General features: G+C 41.1%; 26 protein-coding genes. 6 read left to right on the forward strand and 20 right to left on the reverse strand.

Translation table 11 applies throughout. The features are described from left to right. Nucleotides 1-162 precede the first annotated feature (162 nt). Nucleotides 163-1,191, forward strand: coding sequence for an SDR family NAD(P)-dependent oxidoreductase (locus tag H7F25_RS08555; RefSeq protein ID WP_044335176.1), 1,029 nt, complete (start codon nt 163-165; stop codon nt 1,189-1,191). 51 nt (nt 1,192-1,242) lie between these two features. On the opposite strand, the gene msrB is transcribed toward H7F25_RS08555, so the two are convergent. Both msrB and msrA read right to left on the reverse strand, forming a co-directional pair. Continuing rightward, nucleotides 1,243-1,674, reverse strand: coding sequence for a peptide-methionine (R)-S-oxide reductase MsrB (gene msrB, locus H7F25_RS08560; protein ID WP_185854491.1), 432 nt, complete (start codon nt 1,672-1,674; stop codon nt 1,243-1,245). Beyond that, entirely contained in the window at nt 1,674-2,207 is a 534-nt protein-coding gene (msrA, locus tag H7F25_RS08565; protein WP_024422720.1) for a peptide-methionine (S)-S-oxide reductase MsrA, read from the reverse strand. The genes msrB and msrA overlap by 1 nt, the downstream gene beginning before the upstream one ends. 137 nt (nt 2,208-2,344) lie before the next feature. Between msrA and H7F25_RS08570 the strand changes: the two genes are divergently transcribed. The 3 genes from H7F25_RS08570 (at nt 2,345) to H7F25_RS08580 (ending at nt 3,878) form a co-directional block, all read left to right on the forward strand. Next, entirely contained in the window at nt 2,345-2,776 is a 432-nt protein-coding gene (locus tag H7F25_RS08570) for a MarR family transcriptional regulator (RefSeq protein WP_007500780.1), read from the forward strand. Between the two features lie 55 nt (nt 2,777-2,831). Next, nucleotides 2,832-3,092 (forward strand): hypothetical protein, encoded by a 261-nt coding sequence (locus tag H7F25_RS08575; RefSeq protein ID WP_024422721.1) that lies wholly within the window; start codon nt 2,832-2,834, stop codon nt 3,090-3,092. Nucleotides 3,093-3,161: 69 nt separating this feature from the next. Next, the gene (locus H7F25_RS08580) at nt 3,162-3,878 is read left to right on the forward strand and encodes a DUF4397 domain-containing protein (protein WP_238549967.1); all 717 of its coding nucleotides are present in this window, start codon (nt 3,162-3,164) and stop codon (nt 3,876-3,878) included. Nucleotides 3,879-3,910: 32 nt separating this feature from the next. Here H7F25_RS08580 and ypmT read toward each other — a convergent pair whose 3' ends face one another. The 7 genes from ypmT to ilvA form a co-directional block, all read right to left on the reverse strand. Further along, nucleotides 3,911-4,108 (reverse strand): protein YpmT, encoded by a 198-nt coding sequence (gene ypmT, locus H7F25_RS08585; RefSeq protein WP_024422723.1) that lies wholly within the window; start codon nt 4,106-4,108, stop codon nt 3,911-3,913. Nucleotides 4,109-4,132: 24 nt separating this feature from the next. Beyond that, nucleotides 4,133-4,699, reverse strand: coding sequence for a YpmS family protein (locus tag H7F25_RS08590; RefSeq protein ID WP_024422724.1), 567 nt, complete (start codon nt 4,697-4,699; stop codon nt 4,133-4,135). A gap of 10 nt (nt 4,700-4,709) precedes the next feature. Then, complete coding sequence (locus tag H7F25_RS08595) at nt 4,710-5,471, reverse strand: SGNH/GDSL hydrolase family protein (protein WP_024422725.1); 762 nt, start codon at nt 5,469-5,471, stop codon at nt 4,710-4,712. A 69-nt stretch (nt 5,472-5,540) separates the two neighbouring features. Then, nucleotides 5,541-6,131, reverse strand: coding sequence for an SCO family protein (locus tag H7F25_RS08600; protein WP_044335178.1), 591 nt, complete (start codon nt 6,129-6,131; stop codon nt 5,541-5,543). Between the two features lie 23 nt (nt 6,132-6,154). After that, nucleotides 6,155-6,997 (reverse strand): DegV family protein, encoded by an 843-nt coding sequence (locus H7F25_RS08605; RefSeq protein ID WP_044335180.1) that lies wholly within the window; start codon nt 6,995-6,997, stop codon nt 6,155-6,157. Nucleotides 6,998-7,184: 187 nt separating this feature from the next. Further along, the gene (locus H7F25_RS08610; RefSeq protein WP_024422728.1) at nt 7,185-7,436 is read right to left on the reverse strand and encodes a YpmP family protein; all 252 of its coding nucleotides are present in this window, start codon (nt 7,434-7,436) and stop codon (nt 7,185-7,187) included. A gap of 36 nt (nt 7,437-7,472) precedes the next feature. Continuing rightward, nucleotides 7,473-8,741: a threonine ammonia-lyase IlvA gene (gene ilvA / locus H7F25_RS08615; RefSeq protein WP_185854533.1), complete on the reverse strand. Its 1,269-nt coding sequence runs from the start codon at nt 8,739-8,741 to the stop codon at nt 7,473-7,475. A gap of 180 nt (nt 8,742-8,921) precedes the next feature. Between ilvA and H7F25_RS08620 the strand changes: the two genes are divergently transcribed. Both H7F25_RS08620 and H7F25_RS08625 read left to right on the forward strand, forming a co-directional pair. Next, entirely contained in the window at nt 8,922-9,875 is a 954-nt protein-coding gene (locus tag H7F25_RS08620; protein ID WP_185854492.1) for an AAA-type ATPase lid domain-containing protein, read from the forward strand. A 14-nt stretch (nt 9,876-9,889) separates the two neighbouring features. Then, complete coding sequence (locus tag H7F25_RS08625; protein ID WP_034623514.1) at nt 9,890-10,528, forward strand: PAQR family membrane homeostasis protein TrhA; 639 nt, start codon at nt 9,890-9,892, stop codon at nt 10,526-10,528. A 38-nt stretch (nt 10,529-10,566) separates the two neighbouring features. On the opposite strand, the gene H7F25_RS08630 is transcribed toward H7F25_RS08625, so the two are convergent. The 11 genes from H7F25_RS08630 to H7F25_RS08680 all read right to left on the reverse strand — a co-directional run bounded on the left by H7F25_RS08630 (nt 10,567) and on the right by H7F25_RS08680 (nt 19,681). Further along, on the reverse strand, nt 10,567-11,190 hold the full coding sequence (locus H7F25_RS08630) for a lysophospholipid acyltransferase family protein (protein ID WP_034623512.1): 624 nt from the start codon (nt 11,188-11,190) through the stop codon (nt 10,567-10,569). A gap of 19 nt (nt 11,191-11,209) precedes the next feature. Then, nucleotides 11,210-11,695 carry a dihydrofolate reductase gene (locus H7F25_RS08635; protein WP_034623511.1) on the reverse strand — a complete coding sequence of 162 codons (486 nt, stop codon included), beginning with the start codon at nt 11,693-11,695 and terminating at the stop codon, nt 11,210-11,212. Further along, a complete protein-coding gene (locus tag H7F25_RS08640; protein ID WP_024422734.1) occupies nt 11,692-12,486 on the reverse strand; it encodes a thymidylate synthase in 795 nt (264 codons plus the stop codon). The genes H7F25_RS08635 and H7F25_RS08640 overlap by 4 nt, the downstream gene beginning before the upstream one ends. Nucleotides 12,487-12,589: 103 nt before the next feature. Next, nucleotides 12,590-13,117 carry a phosphatidylglycerophosphatase A family protein gene (locus H7F25_RS08645; RefSeq protein WP_024422735.1) on the reverse strand — a complete coding sequence of 176 codons (528 nt, stop codon included), beginning with the start codon at nt 13,115-13,117 and terminating at the stop codon, nt 12,590-12,592. An 18-nt stretch (nt 13,118-13,135) separates the two neighbouring features. Continuing rightward, nucleotides 13,136-13,753 (reverse strand): YpjP family protein, encoded by a 618-nt coding sequence (locus H7F25_RS08650; RefSeq protein ID WP_034623509.1) that lies wholly within the window; start codon nt 13,751-13,753, stop codon nt 13,136-13,138. 298 nt (nt 13,754-14,051) lie between these two features. After that, a complete protein-coding gene (locus tag H7F25_RS08655; protein ID WP_039179379.1) occupies nt 14,052-14,840 on the reverse strand; it encodes a class I SAM-dependent methyltransferase in 789 nt (262 codons plus the stop codon). A gap of 66 nt (nt 14,841-14,906) precedes the next feature. Beyond that, nucleotides 14,907-15,341 (reverse strand): BrxA/BrxB family bacilliredoxin, encoded by a 435-nt coding sequence (locus H7F25_RS08660; RefSeq protein WP_024422738.1) that lies wholly within the window; start codon nt 15,339-15,341, stop codon nt 14,907-14,909. Nucleotides 15,342-15,422: 81 nt separating this feature from the next. Further along, nucleotides 15,423-17,099, reverse strand: coding sequence for a dihydroxy-acid dehydratase (gene ilvD / locus H7F25_RS08665; protein ID WP_024422739.1), 1,677 nt, complete (start codon nt 17,097-17,099; stop codon nt 15,423-15,425). 307 nt (nt 17,100-17,406) lie between these two features. Next, on the reverse strand, nt 17,407-18,543 hold the full coding sequence (locus H7F25_RS08670; protein WP_185854493.1) for a conserved virulence factor C family protein: 1,137 nt from the start codon (nt 18,541-18,543) through the stop codon (nt 17,407-17,409). A gap of 30 nt (nt 18,544-18,573) precedes the next feature. After that, a complete protein-coding gene (locus tag H7F25_RS08675; RefSeq protein ID WP_226340829.1) occupies nt 18,574-19,185 on the reverse strand; it encodes an HD domain-containing protein in 612 nt (203 codons plus the stop codon). Between the two features lie 13 nt (nt 19,186-19,198). Continuing rightward, a complete protein-coding gene (locus tag H7F25_RS08680) occupies nt 19,199-19,681 on the reverse strand; it encodes a glutathione peroxidase (protein WP_025093096.1) in 483 nt (160 codons plus the stop codon). Nucleotides 19,682-19,706 lie beyond the last annotated feature (25 nt).

A 19,706-nucleotide genomic window follows, 5' to 3' on the forward strand; every position in this document is an offset into this window, starting at 1 on the left:
TTTTCTAGTTGATCTCTTATCTCTCCATATTCTATTAAGACAACAAGCAGATGGTTATAATTTGTTCACCTAATTTATACATGAAGTGGTTCTTTTCCTCAAACGAATGCCGCTCTTTCACATATGATGCAAAGTAGAGAAATGAGAGTTGGGGGATTAGATATGTCCAAACAGATAGAAACGACTTTGAAGACCTTTTTTCGTGATAAAACGATATTGGTTACAGGCGGTACAGGGTCAATCGGCCGGCAAATCGTGAATAAATTAACAAGTTGCTCTCCAAAGAAGATAATCGTCTTCAGTAAAGATGACAGCAAACAATACATGATGAAAAATGAGTACGCAGATCATCAAGAGGTCGTATTCGCTTTAGGAGATGTCCGGGATGCAAGCCGCGTGAGACAGCTCGTCAAGGGTGTGGATATCATTTTCCATGCAGCGGCCTTAAAACAAGTACCTACTTGTGAAGATAATCCGTTCGAAGCTGTTCAAACGAATATCATCGGCGGGCAGCACGTCATTGAAGCCGCTCTCGAACATGAAGTGAGTCATGTCGTCAACATTTCAACTGACAAAGCGGTTTCTCCAACGAATGCCATGGGTGCAACAAAATTGATTTCAGAAAAACTATTTTTCCAAGCAAACGAAAGTATTCCGAATCAAAAAACGAGGTTTTGCTCTGTACGCTTTGGCAATGTGCTTGGATCTAGAGGTTCCGTTATTCCGATCATGCTCCAGCAGCTATTAAATGAAAAACCTTTGACCGTGACTGATCCTCATATGACACGTTTTTTTATGTCCATTGAAGAGGCTGTTTCCCTCACACTTAAAGCAGCAATCATGATGAAAGGCGGCGAAACCTTCATACTCAAGATGGAGTCCTTACAGCTTGCCGATCTCCTAAAAGCGTTTCATGAATATGCCGCTCAAATCAATGCTAAATCTCCGGATATTCTTGTAGTCGGAAAAAGACCTGGCGAAAAGCTTCACGAGGAGCTCACATTTCCGCACGAAGCAGATGCACTGTTTGAACATGAACAATTTTATGCCATTTTACCGAGACCACATTTGCACCCTGCCTTTCAAAAAGTCGACTTAACGAATTACACCTCAAAAGAAGCACCGCTCATTACCAAAGAAAAGCTATTCCATATCATCGAACAATTACATCATACACATCATAAAAAATAAAAAATCGTCACACGGAAGCAGATGCTTTCCATGTGACGATTTTTAAATGGATCAATCAAATAGATGTTTCAAATCCCCGTAGCCTTCTTTTTCAAGATCATCCTTTGGGATAAACTTTAAAGCGGCTGAGTTAATACAATACCGAAGACCGTTTGGCCCTGGTCCATCAGGAAAAACATGACCTAGATGAGAATCAGCTGTTCTACTGCGAACCTCTGTCCGCACCATTCCATGACTCGTATCAACCTTCTCTGCTACTTCTTCCTCTTCAAGCGGTTTTGTAAAACTTGGCCATCCGCAGTGGGCATCAAACTTATCTAAAGAAGAAAAAAGCGGCTTTCCTGAAATGATATCCACATAGATACCTTCTTCTTTATGATCCCAAAATTCATTTTGAAATGGCGGCTCTGTGCCATTATTTTGCGTGACTTCGTACTGCATGCGATTTAATTCTTTTATACGCTTTTCTTTTTCATTTGCCATTATTTATCACTCCAATGGGACTCAATAAAACCGGCTCTGCCCGAACCGACATGATATCGTTCGTAGTGCATTTTGTTTTTCTTATAATAATGCTGATGATATTCCTCTGCTGGATAAAAAGGACCTGCGTCTAAAATTTCTGTAACGATTGGCTTTTTGAAAATCCCGCTTTGGCTCAGCTGCTCTTTCGATGCTTCAGCTAGCTTTCGCTGCTCGTCATGATGAACATAAATACCTGTACGGTAAGATTCCCCTCTATCGCCAAATTGCCCGCCATCGTCTGTTGGGTCTATTTGCTGCCAATACAGCTCTAGCAGCTTCTCATACGGGAACACGTCAGGATCAAACGTAATTTGAACCGCTTCTCTATGTCCCGTTGTATTTGTACATACTTCCTCATAGGTCGGATTCACTGTATGTCCGCCAGTATACCCTGATTCAACTTTGATAATGCCCGGCTGTTCATCAAAAGGTTTAACCATACACCAGAAGCAGCCTCCTGCAAATGTGGCTAATTCTTGTTTTTCAGACATATTAGTGCCCCCTTCATTTAAAAAATGGTATCATCATATTATAACATGATAAAAAATAATGAAAATGATACGACTTGTATACCAAAATAAAAGAAAGCATGACGTCGTATCTTTAAAATATAATGGGGGTTTAATGATTGGAACAAAGAAAACAAATGATGTACGAAATGGACACTTTACTGAGAACCGTATTTAAGCAGATCCGTTATGAAATTAACAGCCTGCTCGAAAACGAATTATCTCGGAATGAATTTCTTATTTTAAATCTGCTGCGTGAGCAAGGTGCAAAAAAAGTAACGGAATTCGCTTCCATTCTTGGAGTGTCAGCAAGTCATATTACCGCTGTGACTGACACACTCGTAGAAAAAGGCTGGATCACCCGTATCCGCTCAAAAGAGGACCGCCGCATCATCAAAATCCACTTAACCGATAAGGGTAAGGAAATTACTGAGCATTTTGAGAAAAAGAAAACGGAATACTTTATGGAGCGATTTGAATCATTTGATGACGAAGAACTAAAAACCATGATCAAATTATTTAAAAAGCTGGATAAAAGTCAAAAGGATTAAGCATAGATTTTAGCGCTCAGGACATGCTACGGATAAAAAGAGGTGGAAATGAACCATGACAAGCCCTTACCTTTGTCCAAACTGTAAAACAAACAGAACGCGCTTTAATCTCATTGAGCAGCTTTCAGAACCTGTCAAGCTAGATCCAGCAACAGGAGCAGTTGTCGAAAGATACGAAGGAGAACAGCTGTCTCCTTTTCACTTGAGCTATCAAGGTCCTCAAATGAAAGTCCAGTGCGGTGTTTGTGGTTTAATTGAGGATGAAAAAACGTTCATTAAACTAGCTGAATATCATCAATATTCTTCTCCTTCTTAACATGCCGGCCTGACGGAATACGTCAGGCTTTTTTCTATGCTTCTTTTGCCTATACAGATCGTCTTTTTCATGCATACGCTACAAAAAACACCATTGCATGAGAAAGAAGGGATTGATGACATGCAGCAGCTCCTTTATCATGACTTTCCATATCGGCCATTCGCTGGCACCTACGAGCATCTTCAAAGCAGCCCTTCATCAAAAGCCTTTATTCGATTATTTCACGCTGCACCAGATCTCAGTGAGCTCGCTGTTTATGTGAACCGGAAGCAGGTAATGAAACCAATGCCTTACAGCCATTTGACCGCTTATATGGAGTGGGATGAGGGAATGTATGAAATAGAAGTGTTCAAACTGGCTACAAATGAGAGAATTCTTCATTCCCGCATTCGATTTAAGAGCGGCGAGGTCTACACATTATGTATCACAGGTGCCCGTGCAGGCTTTGCACTGCTGACTGAGCAGCAGACTCCTTTGATTAAACAAGAAGACCTGTCAGCACTTACATTTGTACAGCTGTCTCCGGACCTTCCTTCTATAGATATATATGAACGAGACCAAGGGATCATATCGAAGGAGCTTGATTATGTAAACAGCACCCACATTCATCATTTCTCTCCAAATAAATATCATTTTGAATTGAAAGCCGCCGGCACTCAAAGTGTACTGCTTGATATCCCAAAAGTTCATCTGCAAACAAAGCGTGCATACCTGATCCTGCTTCATGGTTTTGCGAACGGAGAACCTGAACTTATGGCAAAGGTGGTCTTGTCTCGGCAACTATAAAAAAGAGCCTTTCCTAAAATGGAAAAGGCTCCTTACGAGACATCTTCAGCTTTTTCTTGCTTTTGAAAATCAAAAGCAAGAATCATCGTGCCAAGAAATAATGCACAGTAGGCAATATTTAAGTAAAACTGATCGATATTTTCTGCTTTTAAAGCATTGGCAGCTGTTATGCCGAAGTACGCAGCAAATAAAAACGACAGTAAACTAAAATATTGATAGACTCGCTTCATGATAACACTCCTGACTCACACGTTCTATTGCTTTGGATGATAATATGAAAATTCAATTTCATCGTTCTGTAGATCAATTTTGTTTGCTTTTACATACATATCATTCGTCAGCGGCATTTCTGAAAGACGCACTTCAACCGTTTTTTGATCCGGTTTTACATGAACGAACTCTGGCAGCTCATAGAACTGACCCATGTAGCTTAAAACAAAACTAATCGGAATGCTCAATTGTCCAATTGAAAAGTCATCCACTTTCAAAAGCACATCACCATTATCTTCAACAGTTGGCGTAAATGAGACGTTTGCATCAATCGTTGAAGAGAAAGCTTTAATTGCGCCTGTTACTTTCACATCTTGATCGATTGCTACATGAAAGTCTGGCATATCATTTGATCCTTGATTTTTCAAATAATCATTCACAAAGCTGGTGAGTGATTCCTTTGAGCTGGATATATTAAAAGCATATTCGCTTTTCACTTCTTTGGTTGAAGCGGATTGACCGCCTGGCAGCAGCATCAAAATACCGCAGCCAATCACAATCAATAGATTGATTGCAAGTAAAATAAAAAATAAGCTTTTCCATTTTTTCATCTGTTTCACCCTATTCCTTCGGCAGCCCTTCTTTTTTCACTTCGGAGAATAAACGATTTGCCATAAGAGAGTACCCCTTTTGGTTTGGGTGGAAATCATCTTCTGCCAGTAATTTTTCATCAGAACCTTCTTCAAATAAATCTGCTACATTGACCATATCCGCATTGCCGTCTTTTTTGAGTTCCTTTTTGGCAGCGGCATTCCAGTCTTGAACGACTTCATCAATATCTCGCAGCTCAGACAAACTGAATTTAAAAGGATTGTACATGCTGACATACATGATTTTCGCATGATCATTCTGTTCTCTCAGTTGAGCAAGAATGGTTTTAAAGCGCTCTTCAAAAGGACCCTGCTCTTTTTGAAAAGGAGCAAACGTCAAATTAAGCACATTTTGACGGACAACATGCATGAGATCATTCCCGCCGATCGTAAAGAAAATATAGTCAGCGTCTTTCAGTCCGTCCTGCACCTTTTTTTCTTTTAATCTTTTTAATAAATCTACTGTTCTACTGCCTTTAATAGCATAGTTTTTTAATGTGACAGACTGCACGCCGTCCACTGCTTCTATCTTGTCACGGGTCATGCCTGCATAGCCTTTTTTATCTTGATCTCCGATTCCTTCTGTTAAGGAATCTCCAACCGCTGCGATGGTAATATGTTCTTTTACTTTTGGTGTGTCTTCTAGTTTATCCTTTATGCCAGCCTCTTGCGCGGAACATGCAGAAAGAACAAAAGCTAGAGACATCACAATCAAAATCAAACGAGCCTTCAAACGATGATGTCCCTCCTTTTTCTGATTAAAAAAGTGTATCATGTTTTCGCCCATTTGAACATCCTTATGCTAGCTTCGGTTCAGCGTTTTGATGTCCTTGATGATGTCATCATAAGGTGTGTTTTGCACCCCATCATAGTTTTTCATCACTTTCCCATCTTGATTGACAAGGAAAAACAGGGACTGATGAATCACTTGGTCTTCATCTTCAGGTTTTTTTACAATGGTTTTAAAACTTTTCATTGCGAATTTTTCAATTTCTGACTGTGAATACCCAGTGAGAAAATCCCAATTTTTAAAGGACAATGGATAGGCTTTTGCAAATTCCTTTAGCTTTTTCGGTGAATCGACCTCTGGGTCCACGCTAAAGGAAATGATATGCGCTTCCAATTTTTCTTCTTTTAACCGTTTTTGCAGCTCTGTCATATGAGCAGTCATCGGCGGACAAATCGTTTCACAGCTTGTGAAAATAAAATCAGCGACCCATACTTTCCCCTTCAAATCATCCAATGACACCTTTTGGCCATCTTGGTTTTCAAACTCAAACGGCTCTATTTGATAATTTAAAGCATCCTTGATTTGTCCATTTGAACATGAGACTAAAAGAAGCACGCTTACCATCATAAGCGCACCAAGTAAGGCTCCCCTTTTTCTATACATGATATGTCCATCCCCTTTTTCTATCAATCGGTATAAAAAGTAAAGCCTATTGCGCCCTTTCCAGTATGACACGAAATAATCGGTGTTGTGTAGGCGATGTCAATCAGTGCTTCAGGTGTGTGATCAAGCAGCGCTTTTTTTAGCTTTTCAGCGAGTTCTAATGCATCTGCATGTGCGATCCCAATGGCTTGAACTGTTTTTCCCTTCACCGCCTGTACATACTGTTTTGTCAGATGGCGGACAAGCGCAGAGTAGCTTCTCACATTCGCTTCTGGCGTATATACCCCGTCTGTTAAGCTGGCAATAGGTTTGATGTGAAGAAGTGAGCCGATGAGCGCCTTTCCTCTTCCAATTCTGCCGCCTTTGACGAGATTTTCTAATGTATCGATCGTGACATATAGCTTTGTTTGATGACGGATTTTATCTAATTCTGTGATAATATCTTCACGGCTTGCACCCTTTTTGGCTAGTTCTGCTGCTTTGATGACTTGAAATCCTAATCCATAGGAAATAAAATTCGAATCAATTACCGTGATATTTCCATCTACCATTTTCGAAGCGCTTTCAGCAGTTTGAACAGTACCACTCATTCCACCAGTTAAATGGATACTGATCACTTCACTTCCATCTACCGTCAGCTTTTCATATAATTCGACGAATTGACCGATCGCAGGTTGAGACGTTTTCGGCAGTTCCTCAGCGGCCTCCATTTTTTCAATAAATTCATCTGGCTGTATATTCACTCGGTCAATATAATCAACTCCAGAAATGGAGATATTGAGCGGAATCACGTGAATGGAAAGATCATTGATTTTTTCTTGCGGAAGGTCCACAGTTGAATCTGTTACAATTTTAATTTGTTTCACTATCGTCTCATCCTTGCTGTCTTAGTCTTTACTTATGATATTACCTTATTTCCTGCACACTTGAAAACAACTGACCTAACGTTTTTGAAATTGTCACATTTTCTTCTTGTCATGAAAAAAATCCTTGCCAAACTGAGCAGCTGCCATTTCAAAATGGCTACCTCCCCCTTTTGACAAAGATTTCTGCTTACGCATTGTGTTTCAGTGTAGGCTCCTGATAGATCTGTTCATATGTGCTCCACTTGACGTTACGTTTCACATCCTCTCTGAAAGAGTACACAGCTCTCTTTCCTTTAGATACATAGACTTTTTTCAAGAAAGCTTCAAGTCTAAAGGTGAGCATGAAACGATACGTCTCATCTCCCTTTAGAACAGGGACTTCTGTTACCTTGATCTGAGCTCCATCCATCCGTCTAAAACATATTGTTTTGAGCAGCACAAACGATCAATCCTCTTTTCCAATTATCTGTTAAGCCTAAATAAATAGGTGGAATAAATCTTGATCTTTATTCACTTCAACATAGTGGAAGCCTTTTTTATCCATCCGCTCAATCAGCGCTGCATAGTCATCTTTTTCTTTCAATTCGATGCCGACTAGCGCAGGACCTTTGCTTCGGTTATTCTTTTTCGTATATTCAAAGCGTGAGATATCATCATTTGGCCCTAACACTTCATCTAAAAATTCACGAAGCGCTCCTGCTCTTTGCGGAAAATTGACAATAAAGTAATGTTGAAGCCCTTCATAGATCATCGAGCGTTCTTTGATTTCCTGCATTCTGCCGATGTCATTATTTCCTCCACTGACAATACAGACAACATTTTTCCCTTTGATCTCCTCGCGATGAGCATCTAATGCTGCGATCGGCAATGCGCCAGCCGGTTCTGCTACAATCGCACATTGATTATACAGCTCTAAAATCGTTGTACATACTTTCCCTTCTGGTACAAGACTGATTTTATCGACAACAGACTGAAGCGATGTAAACGTCTTTTCGCCAATCCGCTGAACCGCTGCTCCGTCTACAAACTTATCAATCGAATCAAGTGTCACAACCTCGCCCTTCTCATGCGAGGCATGCAGTGAAGCTGCGCCAAGCGGTTCGACTGCAATGATTTCGGTTTCTGGTGAGATATTTTTGATATATGTACCAACACCAGATAACAGACCTCCACCTCCGACACTTACAAATAAAAAGTGAGGCTCCACCTCGATATCATTTAAGATTTCGACAGCAGTCGTTCCTTGTCCTGCCATCACATCCAGATCATCAAACGGATGGATAAATTCGCGCTTCTCTTCATCTCCGCATTTTACGGCTTCATGATACGAATCATCAAACGTATCTCCGGTTAAGATAATTTCAACATATTCTTTTCCGAACAGCTCCACTTGTGATACTTTTTGCCTTGGCGTCGTAGCAGGCATAAAGATTTTCCCGTGGATGCCTAAATATTTACAAGAATAGGCAACACCCTGCGCGTGATTTCCAGCACTTGCACAGACAATGCCATTTTCTAGTTTATCTTTTGGAAGCTGGCTCATTTTATTAAAAGCGCCTCTTAATTTAAAGGAACGAACTACTTGAAGATCCTCTCTTTTTAAGTAGACATTGCATTCATATCGTTCAGAAAGTCGCTCATTTTTTTGAAGTGGTGTATGAATGACTACATCCTTCAAATTTTGATGGGCTTTTAAGATGTCTTTCACTTGAATTAGCGTATTTTCTTTGAGCAACGGTTTCATGTACAAGATCCTTTCTCTTTAACCTTATTTAATTTGTCATTATAACATGAATATTCAAAAAATAAACCAATAGATCACGATCCATCATAAATTTTATAAACTTTTTCGTTTTCCTGTACATTTGTTTTAATTGGGTGTTACAATTGAACCAATTAGAACCACAAAGAAAGGAATCACCCAATGGCCACTCAATCATTCGCATCTATCTATGGAGATCATCAAGATATCAAGCATGCAATTCATCTGGCAAAACAATTTTCTAAAAACGAACAGCCGGTCTTGATAACAGGAGACATCGGCACAGGCAAAACGCTATTCGCCCAAGAAATGGCGAACGCATCACTGACACACATGTATTGCCCCATCTTGAATGAAGAAACCTTACAGAAAGCCTTCACAGAAAAAAACAATCAAATTCTTTATTTAGATGAAATCGGTGCATTGAGTATTTCTATGCAGCACCAGGTCATTCACTTTCTAGAAACGTCACCTGCAACAAAAGTAATCGCTTCTTCGTCTTTATCAATAGAGGCACTCAGGGTTTCTTCTACCTTTTTACCCGAGCTGTTTTATCGTCTGAATGTTCTTCATTTGGCCCTTCCAGCTTTAGCCGAACGAAAAACAGATATTCCTGTGTTAACAAATGCTTTCTTTCAAAAGCTGAACATGGCACCTGATATTGATCCAAGTGTTTGGGAGGCCTTGCAGCAGTATCCATTTGAAGGAAATGTCCAAGAACTCAAAAATATTGTTCATTACGCTGCGTCTATACTCGAGGGCCACACGGTATTTTTACATCATTTACCGCCCTTTGTGTTAGCACCCCTTCCCTCAGCCTTAAAAGGAAAAAAGGAAGAACACCAGCTCACACTAATGGAAAAACAAGAGTTTGTTTTCTTGCTGGAAGCCATTAAATCTCTCAATGAAAAAGGAGAAGCAGCCAGCAGGCGTATCTTGTCTGAATTAAGCAAACAAGGAGACATCCCGCTGACCCCTCAGCAGGTGCGAAACCGCTTAGATGATCTTGAGAAAAAAGCATACGTGACGAAAGGAAAAGGCAGGGCCGGAACGAAGATTACACTTGAAGGTCTTTCATTCCTGAAGTCGCTTGATGGTTATATACCGGTTCAATAAAAGGAGGACATCCATTGTTTACTGTAAAAGAAGAAATTGCAAACGCCATTACACATGGCATTGGTGTTATTTTATCCATTCCAGCTATTGTGTTTCTCGTCTTATTCGCTGTTCAATACGGCACCGTCACAGACATTATCAGCTTTTCGATATTTGGTGCATCCATGCTGCTACTCTATTTAAGCTCAACCCTGCTTCATAGCATTCGGCACCAAAAAACAAAAGATATTTTTGAAATCCTCGATCACTCGGCTATTTATGTATTGATTGCTGGTACATATACACCCTTTTTACTTGGACCTCTAAAAGGTGCACTGGGTTATACACTCCTTGCGATTGTATGGGCGCTTGCTGCTGGTGGGATTGTCTTTAAAATCTTTTTCGTCAAACGCTTTATTATCGTATCTACCCTTGTCTATTTATTAATGGGCTGGATGATCATCATTGCCATCAAACCGCTTTATATCCAATTAACAGGTGCAGGATTTGGCCTCTTACTGTTAGGCGGCGTTTTATATTCGGTCGGAACCATCTTTTATATTTGGCGGAAAATCCCCTATCATCATGCGATTTGGCACAGCTTTGTTCTCGGCGGCAGCGCCTCGATGTTCTTCTGTATTTTATTCTATTGTGTGAACGTTCCTGCTGCATGAAAAAAAACCAGCATCCACTATTCGGATGCTGGTTTTTTCTATGCACGCTTTTGTGCGTAATCACTGATCATGACAGGAGCTTTAATATGAATATCAACATTAACAGGACGCAGTCTTTTCACGATCTTCCCAGTTAAAAGACGATCCGTTCCGCTCGTTTCAATCGGTACAAGCGGACAATCGTATTCTTCAGCAAGCGCCTCTGCAATGTGACGATATGCTTCTGAAAGCAAGATACTCTGCCCAGACATGATTCTTTCCTTTGCTTCTTCTAATAAGACCTCATCCGTTTGATTCTGATGAATGACCGCCATTTTTTTGAGCCATTGTTTTATAATCGGATACCGAAAGAGCTTCGGCTTTGCCATAAAAGCAAATGGCTTCTCTAGGTGGCCGATCAATAATGTCGTCGTGACTGGATTCAGCTCTTTTGTGACATAAATAACCGGGCCATCTGGCAGCTTCTTTTGCTGATGAATGGTCATGACTGATCCTGATTGATCAATACATCCCCGGGCAAATCTTTTTGCATACTCATGAATGAGATGCATTCGTTTCGTATAGGAAATGCGTGGATCCGTTAATTCATGATCGTACAAATGCCTCATACTTTTTAAAAAGGATACAACAACATAAATCGTTAAAAACCAATAACGAAACAACCGTACTCCTCCTACTCACTTATCCTTTTTTGTCATAGACGACAAATTCATAATTGTAGGGGTTCTTTTCGTCACGATGGCCTTTTTCGCGTGATACAATCGTCCATTCATCTTCATTGTAATACGGGAAATAGCGGTCTCCTTCAAACGCATGGTGAATGTGCGTGATATAGAGACGATCCGCATATGGCATCATTTCTTCATACAGCTTAGACCCGCCAATGATAAATAGCTCTGTCTCGCTCTCCGCAATTGCCAAAATGTCAGCAATTGAATGAACAACCTCGCATCCTTCTGCTTTAAAAGAAGAACTTGTGGTCAGCACAATGTTTCGGCGGTTAGGCAGCGCTCGTCCAATCGATTCAAAGGTTTTTCTGCCCATGACAATCGTATGACCGCCTGTGACTTTTTTAAAATACGCTAAATCTGCTGGTAAATGCCAAGGCATTTGATTATCTTGACCAATGACTCTGTCATCTCCTGTCGCCACAATCATGGAAATCATACACTGACTTCTCCTTTAATATGCGGATGCGGATCATAGTTCTCAAGCACAAAATCATCAAACGTAAAATCAAAAATGCTTTTTACATCTCTCGTAATACGAAGCGTAGGAAGAGTGCGTTCTTCGCGCTCTAGCTGCATTTTCACCTGTGGAAGATGATTTTGGTAAATATGAGCATCTCCGAGTGTATGAATAAACTCTCCTGGCTCAAGATTTGTGACTTTGGCAATCATCATCGTTAGAAGAGCATATGAAGCGATATTAAATGGCACGCCTAAAAAGATATCTGCCGATCTTTGATATAGCTGGCAGGAAAGCTTCCCGTTTGATACGTAAAATTGAAACAGACAATGACAAGGAGGCAGCGCCATTTGATCAATTTCCCCCGGGTTCCAAGCACTGACGATCAGTCGTCTTGAATTCGGGTTGTGCTCAATATCATGAATCAGCTTTGCGATCTGATCCACTGTCTCGCCGTCTCCGCTCGCCCATGATCTCCACTGCGCCCCGTATACACGGCCCAGCTCTCCATTTTCATCTGCCCATTCGTTCCAAATCCGGACACCATTTTCTTGAAGATATTTGACATTTGTATCACCTTTTAAAAACCAAAGCAACTCATGAATGATTGATTTCAGGTGTAATTTCTTTGTGGTTAAAAGAGGAAACCCTTCCTGTAAATCAAATCTCATCTGGTAACCGAACGTGCTGATTGTACCTGTACCCGTTCTGTCACCTTTTTCATCCCCGTGCTGTAATACATGACGGCATAACTCTTTGTATTGTTTCATTTTTTTCATCCTTTATTTATGTTCTTGTTGTAGTTTACCTTATTTCAGCTTTTCTTGAAACCAAAAAAACATGCCTGCATGATGAGCAGACATGTTTTTCTTTTTATACTTGATTCACTCGTTCCTGCTCTTCATCCTTAATATCTTGGTGTGAGTGAGCAATCCGGCTTGCAGCTGCTGCGGCAAGTGCAGCGACTAGGTCATCAAGGAAAGTATGCACTTCACCTGGACGGCCTTCATCTAATTCACGAATAATACCAAATTTCTCTTTATCTAAATAACCGAAGTTGGTCAAACCGATTGATCCATATACATTGACAATGGAAAGCGGAATAATCTCATCAATTCCATATAGCGGCTCATCTGTTTCAACTAAGTGCTGTAAAGGTTCTGGCAAAAGCTTTTTTTCTGCCAGCTGATCAAGGGCAAGTCCTGTTAAAACTGCATGGACAATTTCTCTTTTATTCAGCACTTTTTCAACATTTTCAATACAGACACTAAGTGGAAGGTTTGGATGATATTTTTCTTGGAGCTTCAGCACAATGTGTGCGATATCTTCAATTTTCACTCCGCGATCGTTTAACATTTGTTTTGTAATCTGCACCATTTCGTTCATTGTATATTTTTTCAATTGGCATGACATCTCCTTCTAGTGGCTCATCCAGCTCGGCGGGGTGTTTTTATCCCAGTAAATATTACCGAGTTCATGATGCGTCTGGAATCCATCTTCTGCTGTATGGTAATGAAAGTTAAACCAATATCCGCTGTGAGGCGGCTGATCTCTTCTGACATGAAAACGGAGCAAATCTTCTCCAGTCTTGCGGTTGTAAATGTGGAAGATTTTTTCGCCATTTCCGCTTGAAGGCTGATCAGTTATCACAACATCTTGAAATTTTTCGTCATCTTTGAAATTTGTTAAATAGTCGGTTAACACTTGTTCAATCTTCGGCTGAATTTCTTCTCTGTACTCGTCCTCAATGACAGGTGTGATTTTACGGCCAAATTTGAGAAAGGATTGATTTTCTGCACTTGACAGCACCTCTTGCTTATATTGCTCAAAGGGGTCTATCTGCTCTTTGCTTTCCTCTTGCGTTAGTTCCCAGCTGCGCAATTCATCTGATGTATCATAAACAGCTGTATAAGGCGTTTTATCAGATGAAGAAAGTTCAGAGGGCTTGTCTGTCATCAAAGCCGACGGAGGAGAGACTAAACCAAAAGTTGCAATCGTAAAGAGCACAACAAGCGTTTTTCTCATCCACATCTTCATGATATCTAATTCCTTCCATAAGTTATCATACTGCTATTCTAGCATATAATGAATTTTCAGTCATTCAATTTGGTCACCGATTTGAGACTTTCTTTTTTATAATAAAACGTTTACAATGGCAGTAAAGGCGACTAAAATTTGGGAGGAATGGGTATGCTTGAAGGGTTTTTTATTACGGCTTCCTTGCTGACATTATTTTATTTTGTCTATATGGAGATTACAGATTAAAAGCCCTGAATAAGGGCTTTTTTAGATGCTTGACAAGGAATTAAAAAGAATTGTCTGCACAGCTGAACCTTTAGCGAGGGCTTTTTTCTTTCTCAATATATCCATAATGAAATTGGGCTGTTTTTCGTTTTAAAACGTGAAATTGATAGGAGTCTGCTTGAAATCGGGTGCTTTTCCAATGATCTTTTAAAACCACTCTTTTTCTCGCTACTCTCAGCGCTTCTTGGACGGCTGTTTCGTGATCAAAGTGGTACTCTGCCGCATGACGGAGCGGAGCGATACTTGCAGATTCTTGAATCGCCTCCTCAAACATCGGGTCAAAATAGACGACATCAATTGATTCATCAGAGAGCTTTTTTAGCTGCTCGATACTGTCTCCACTTACAACAGATATCCGTTTCATCGCTTCATCTGCCTCTCTTACCCCTGTCTCCCATGTGTTTAATCCTTCTCGGACTAACAATGCTGTCATGGGATTCTTTTCGATACCAATGACCCTTCCATTCGGACCTACTCGCAAGCTGGCTGTAATGGCATCTGATCCTAGACCAAGCGTACAATCTAAAAAGGAATCGCCTGGCCGAAGCTGCGTGGCTTCGATTAAAGGATCCTTTTCTCCGCGCATGAGCCGCTTCACCCTGAACATCGCTGAGCTTGGATGGAAGAAGAACTTTTCACCATTTGGCTGATACCATTCGAATCTTTCCTTCCCCACAACAAGGACATCTCCTCGTTTCATCGCAAGCTGCTTGACAGATTGTTTGCGCCTTTCAACATACTCACCATGTAAATCCTCTGCAAGGGCTTTTGCTGTTTCAATTGTTTGTTCATTTGCTCTAAAGCTTGTTGTGATAAGCATGCAGTTCCTCCATCATGATCAAGAAAAAATGCCCTGATTTGTTTACAGGACATTTCAACATGTGTATTAGCAATGTTTTTCGAATGCAGATAAGACGTTGTTCATGATGTCTTCCATTTCATGACCTTCAATTTCGTCACGCGGAATAAAATGAACGAGTTCATTTCCTTTTAAAAGTGCCATAGATGGAGACGATGGCTCTTCCCCTGTGAAGTATTCTCTCATTTTTGCCGTTGCTTCCCTGTCCTGACCAGCAAAAACTGTGACAATTCGATCTGGTGTTTTTTCTGCCTTCATCACAGCTTGTGTAGCAGCTGGGCGTGCTAAGCCGGCAGCGCACCCGCATACAGAATTGACAACGACAAATGTCGTTCCTTCTGCTTCTTGCATCGTTTGTTCTACTTCTTCTTCCGTTGTTAGTTCTTGAAATCCTGCACTTGTCAGCTCTTGACGCATCGGTACAACGAGCTGGCGCATATATTCTTCATATGCCATTGACATAAAAAAGCCCCCTCTATAATCCTTATGTTGTGAATAAAGGATACTATAGAGAGAGCCAATTTTCAAATGTTCGATATCAGATTAAATTTTCATGATGCCGCCTGTATTGGCTGATGTCACAAGTTTTGAATATCTAGCAAGATAACCCGTTTTTACTTTTGGCTCAAAACCTTTCCAGTTTGCTTTTCTTCTTTCCCATTCTTCCTCTGGAACATCTACGCTTAAAATGCGCTGCTCAATATCGACAACGACATGGTCACCATTTTCAACAAAGGCAAGCGGGCCGCCCTCAGCTGCCTCTGGAGAGACGTGTCCAATAGACAATCCGCGAGAAGCGCCGGAAAAACGTCCGTCTGTTATTAAAGCAACCTTTGGTCCAAGTCCCATGCCGACAATTTGTGAAGTAGGTGCAAGCATTTCAGGCATGCCAGGTCCGCCTTTAGGTCCTTCGTAGCGAATGATGACAACATGTCCTGCTTCTACTTTTCTATTAATGATACCTTCAAGGGCTTCTTCTTGGGATTCAAATACGATGGCAGGTCCCTCGTGGCGTGTGATCCCGTCTTGTACCCCGCCCGTTTTAATGATGGCTCCATCTGGCGCAAGGTTTCCAAATAAAACGGCTAAGCCGCCTTTTTCAGTAAATGGCTTGTCAATTGGATAAATGACGTTATAATCTTTTACCTCATGCCCCGCAATGTTCTCGCCAAGCGTTTTCGCAGTGACGGTCATTGTATCTAAATGAAGAGCTCCTTCTTTTTTAGACAATTCATTTAGTGCTGCTGTAACGCCGCCTGCTTCATGTAAATCCTCAATATAAACGTCTGAAGCTGGAGCAAGTTTTGATAAATGAGGCACACGTTCTGCTACTTCATTGATACGTTCAAGTGAATATTCAACACCTGCTTCATTCGCAATCGCCAATGTGTGAAGAACGGTATTGGTTGAACCACCAAGTGCCATATCTAATGCAAATGCATTATCAATTGCTTTTTCAGTGACAATATCCCGTGGTTTAATATCTTTTTTGATAAGCTCCATGAGTTGTTTTGCAGACTTCTTCGCAAATTCTCTTCGCTCTGGTGATGTCGCCAAAATCGTTCCATTGCCAGGAAGAGCGATCCCTAGTGCTTCCGCTAAACAGTTCATTGAGTTAGCTGTAAACATACCTGAACAAGATCCGCAGGTTGGACAGCCAAACTGCTCTAATTCATTTAATTCCTCTTCATTGATTTTACCTGACTGGTATGCACCAACGCCTTCAAATACAGAAGAAAGAGAAATTTTTCTGCCATCACTTGTTCTACCCGCTTCCATCGGTCCCCCGCTCACAAAGACAGTCGGGATATTCACGCGCATCGCTGCCATCATCATTCCTGGTGTGATTTTATCGCAGTTAGGAATACAAACCATTCCATCAAACCAATGAGCAGATACAACGGTTTCCACAGAGTCCGCAATGATTTCACGGCTTGGCAATGAATATCTCATCCCGATATGACCCATGGCAATTCCATCATCGACGCCAATCGTATTGAATTCAAATGGAACCCCGCCAGCTTCACGAATGGCTTCCTTCACAATCTTCCCGAATTCCTGAAGATGGACATGTCCTGGGACAATATCAATATAGGAATTACATACGGCAATAAATGGCTTGCCGAAATCCTCATCCTTTACCCCCGCCGCTCTTAGCAAGCTTCGGTGAGGTGCTCTGTCGATTCCTTGTTTAATCATATTACTGCGTAGTTCTGCCATCTGTTTAAAAAGCCTCCTATACTACAAGTCTTGTTGACTGCATGATTTTGAGTTGATTTTATTTTACAAATTTTCTGTTTATTTAGCCACCTATGAATGACTGATGACTAACATGGCTGCTGAAGCAAGCGCTCAGCAAGGTTCGTGTCATAAAATCTGACCTCCAATATTCTATATTGGTACTACTATATAGAGTTTTTTCGCATATTTCAACAATATTCAAAATAATTTTTCTAAAAAAATTTTTCTGTCTATCCTTTTTAGAAAAACAAGCTGCTTTTCATTGGCAGCTTGTTCATCTATCTCATCATTCTGATGCGTTCTTTCTACTTTCTGTCATTTGCTTCCATACTGAGCCTTTTGCTTCTTCTCCATGCTCAATACGCTCAATCGCCATTTTCACTTGAAGACTGACTTCAAACTCAGGGTCTTGCTCTGCTTCTTTTAATGCTGAAAGTGCCGTTTCGTCCCCTTCTTCATAAAGGAACATAGCTGCACGCCAGCGGACGAGCTTACTCGGGTCCTTTAATGCTGCGATCATGGCTTCGCTAGCACTTGGGTCACCAAGGTCTGAAATACAGTCGCCAGCCGTTCTGCGGACCGTCACTGTTTTGTCTTCGAGCCCCTTATATAAAATAGGCAGAATGGCAGGATCTTCAATCATACCAGCATTCACAACGGCTTGTCTGCGAATAGACGTTTTTGGATCCTCCATTGCTTTCATTAAAACAGGTATGTCCTTTAGCTCTGGCTGCATTTGCTCTAAATGGGCAAAACGTTTTTTCCAATCTTCCTCTTGCAGCATGTCTTCTGTTACATCATATGCCTTTCGGTTCACCTGTCTATCTACAGCTTCCTGACCTTCTTTAACCGCCTCTGTTAATCGGGCTAAACGCTCGTCATCATAGGCTGCTTGCAGCTCCTCTGTGACTTCCTGACCGATATCAGCAAATTCTCCAAAACGAACGCCGTGTTCTTTCCACACACGTTCAAACACGACATTGTCTGAGCTGCTTCTAAGCTTTAAAATGGCTGCTTGAAAACGTTCAGGCATGCCAAACCGTTCTTCTCTTTCACCGTCTGACAGTTTGACCTGCATTGGAATCCCATTAAACATTTGGACAAACACTTTCACTTCACCAAATGTGTCATCGCCTGACTGAGCTCCTTCCTGAAGACCTTCTGTTTCTTGTCCAAAGGCTTCTCTGACCTGTTGTAAAATACCCTGCCAGTCAAACTTTGCATTTCGCTCAACCGCTAAGAAATCTGCAACATGATAAACCCCTTTTACACCTTCAATGCTTAAAATACGCTTGATCATTTCTGGTGCTTCGTCTTTTTGATCCTTTTTGTAGTTGTTGCTTTTACCGCCGGCAAGTGCTTCTGTCAAAATCACCTTCATGGTATTCGGACTTGGCGTTGGTTCTATTGCTGTTATTTTCATTGATATATCCTCCTTACACACATAAAGACCCTACTCATCTGTAAGGCCGCATTCTTCTTTCCACTTCTTGATAAATAAACTCATCAATTCATGCCGCTCATCAGCAAGCTGCTTTCCTGCATGAGTGTTCATCAAGTCTTTTAATTTGAGCAGTTTTTCTTCCATATGCTTTAGCACAGAGCCCTGCTGCGTGTCCTCTGTATAATGGGGCTCACCTGTAGCGCCAGCATACGTAAACACTCTAGCGATACCGCTTGCTCCTATCGCATCCAGCCTATCCGCATCTTGAACAATGGCCCCTTCTAACGTCATTGGCCTAAACTGCTTATGCCGATGACGAAAAGACATCGTTGTAATAATGTCCATGATATAGCGGATATCCCGCGTGTCCAATTCCCACAAAAGGAGCTGGTTCTCAAGCTGCTCCTTCGTAACCTTCCATTCACTTGACAGCTTTTCATCAATGACATCATGTACAATCGCCGCCATTTCGATGATAAAAAGAGAGCCGCCTTCCTGATTTGCAATACGAACGGCAAGCTGACGCACACGAGCAACATGAGCCGCATCGTGTCCAGTCGGTTCATTCTTCAGCCTGTCTGAAACAAAGGAGGCTGCTGCCTCCAATTGTTTTCGCTGCATGACTGTCACCATCTTATTTGTTAAGCAGAGCAATGATTGAGCTTTCTAATTCTTTTGGTGGTGTTTTCGGAGAGAATCGTTCAGTGACTTCTCCGTTTTGGTCCACGATAAATTTGGTGAAATTCCATTTCACTGTTTTTGTCCCAAGCACACCTTTCGCTTCACTTGTTAAATGTTTGAACAGCGGGTGCGCCTCTTCGCCATTGACATCTACTTTCGCAAACATAGGGAAGGTCACTCCATAATTCAAAGAACAGAACTCTTGAATGGCTTCTTCTCCTTCTGGCTCTTGGTTCATAAATTGGTTACACGGAAATCCTAAAATTTCAAGGCCCTTTTCATGATATTGATCATATAGCTCTTGTAATTGTTTAAATTGAGGAGTCAGTCCACATTTGCTTGCTGTGTTTACAATAATGAGCACTTTTCCTTTGTAATCTGCCATCGATTTTTCCTGACCGTTAATGGTCTTGACCTGAATATCATAAATTGACATCTCATAGCCTCCTAGGATTCACTTT

It is taken from the genome of Bacillus sp. PAMC28571, assembly GCF_014250435.1.
GTDB classification, from domain to species: domain Bacteria; phylum Bacillota; class Bacilli; order Bacillales; family Bacillaceae; genus Bacillus; species Bacillus safensis.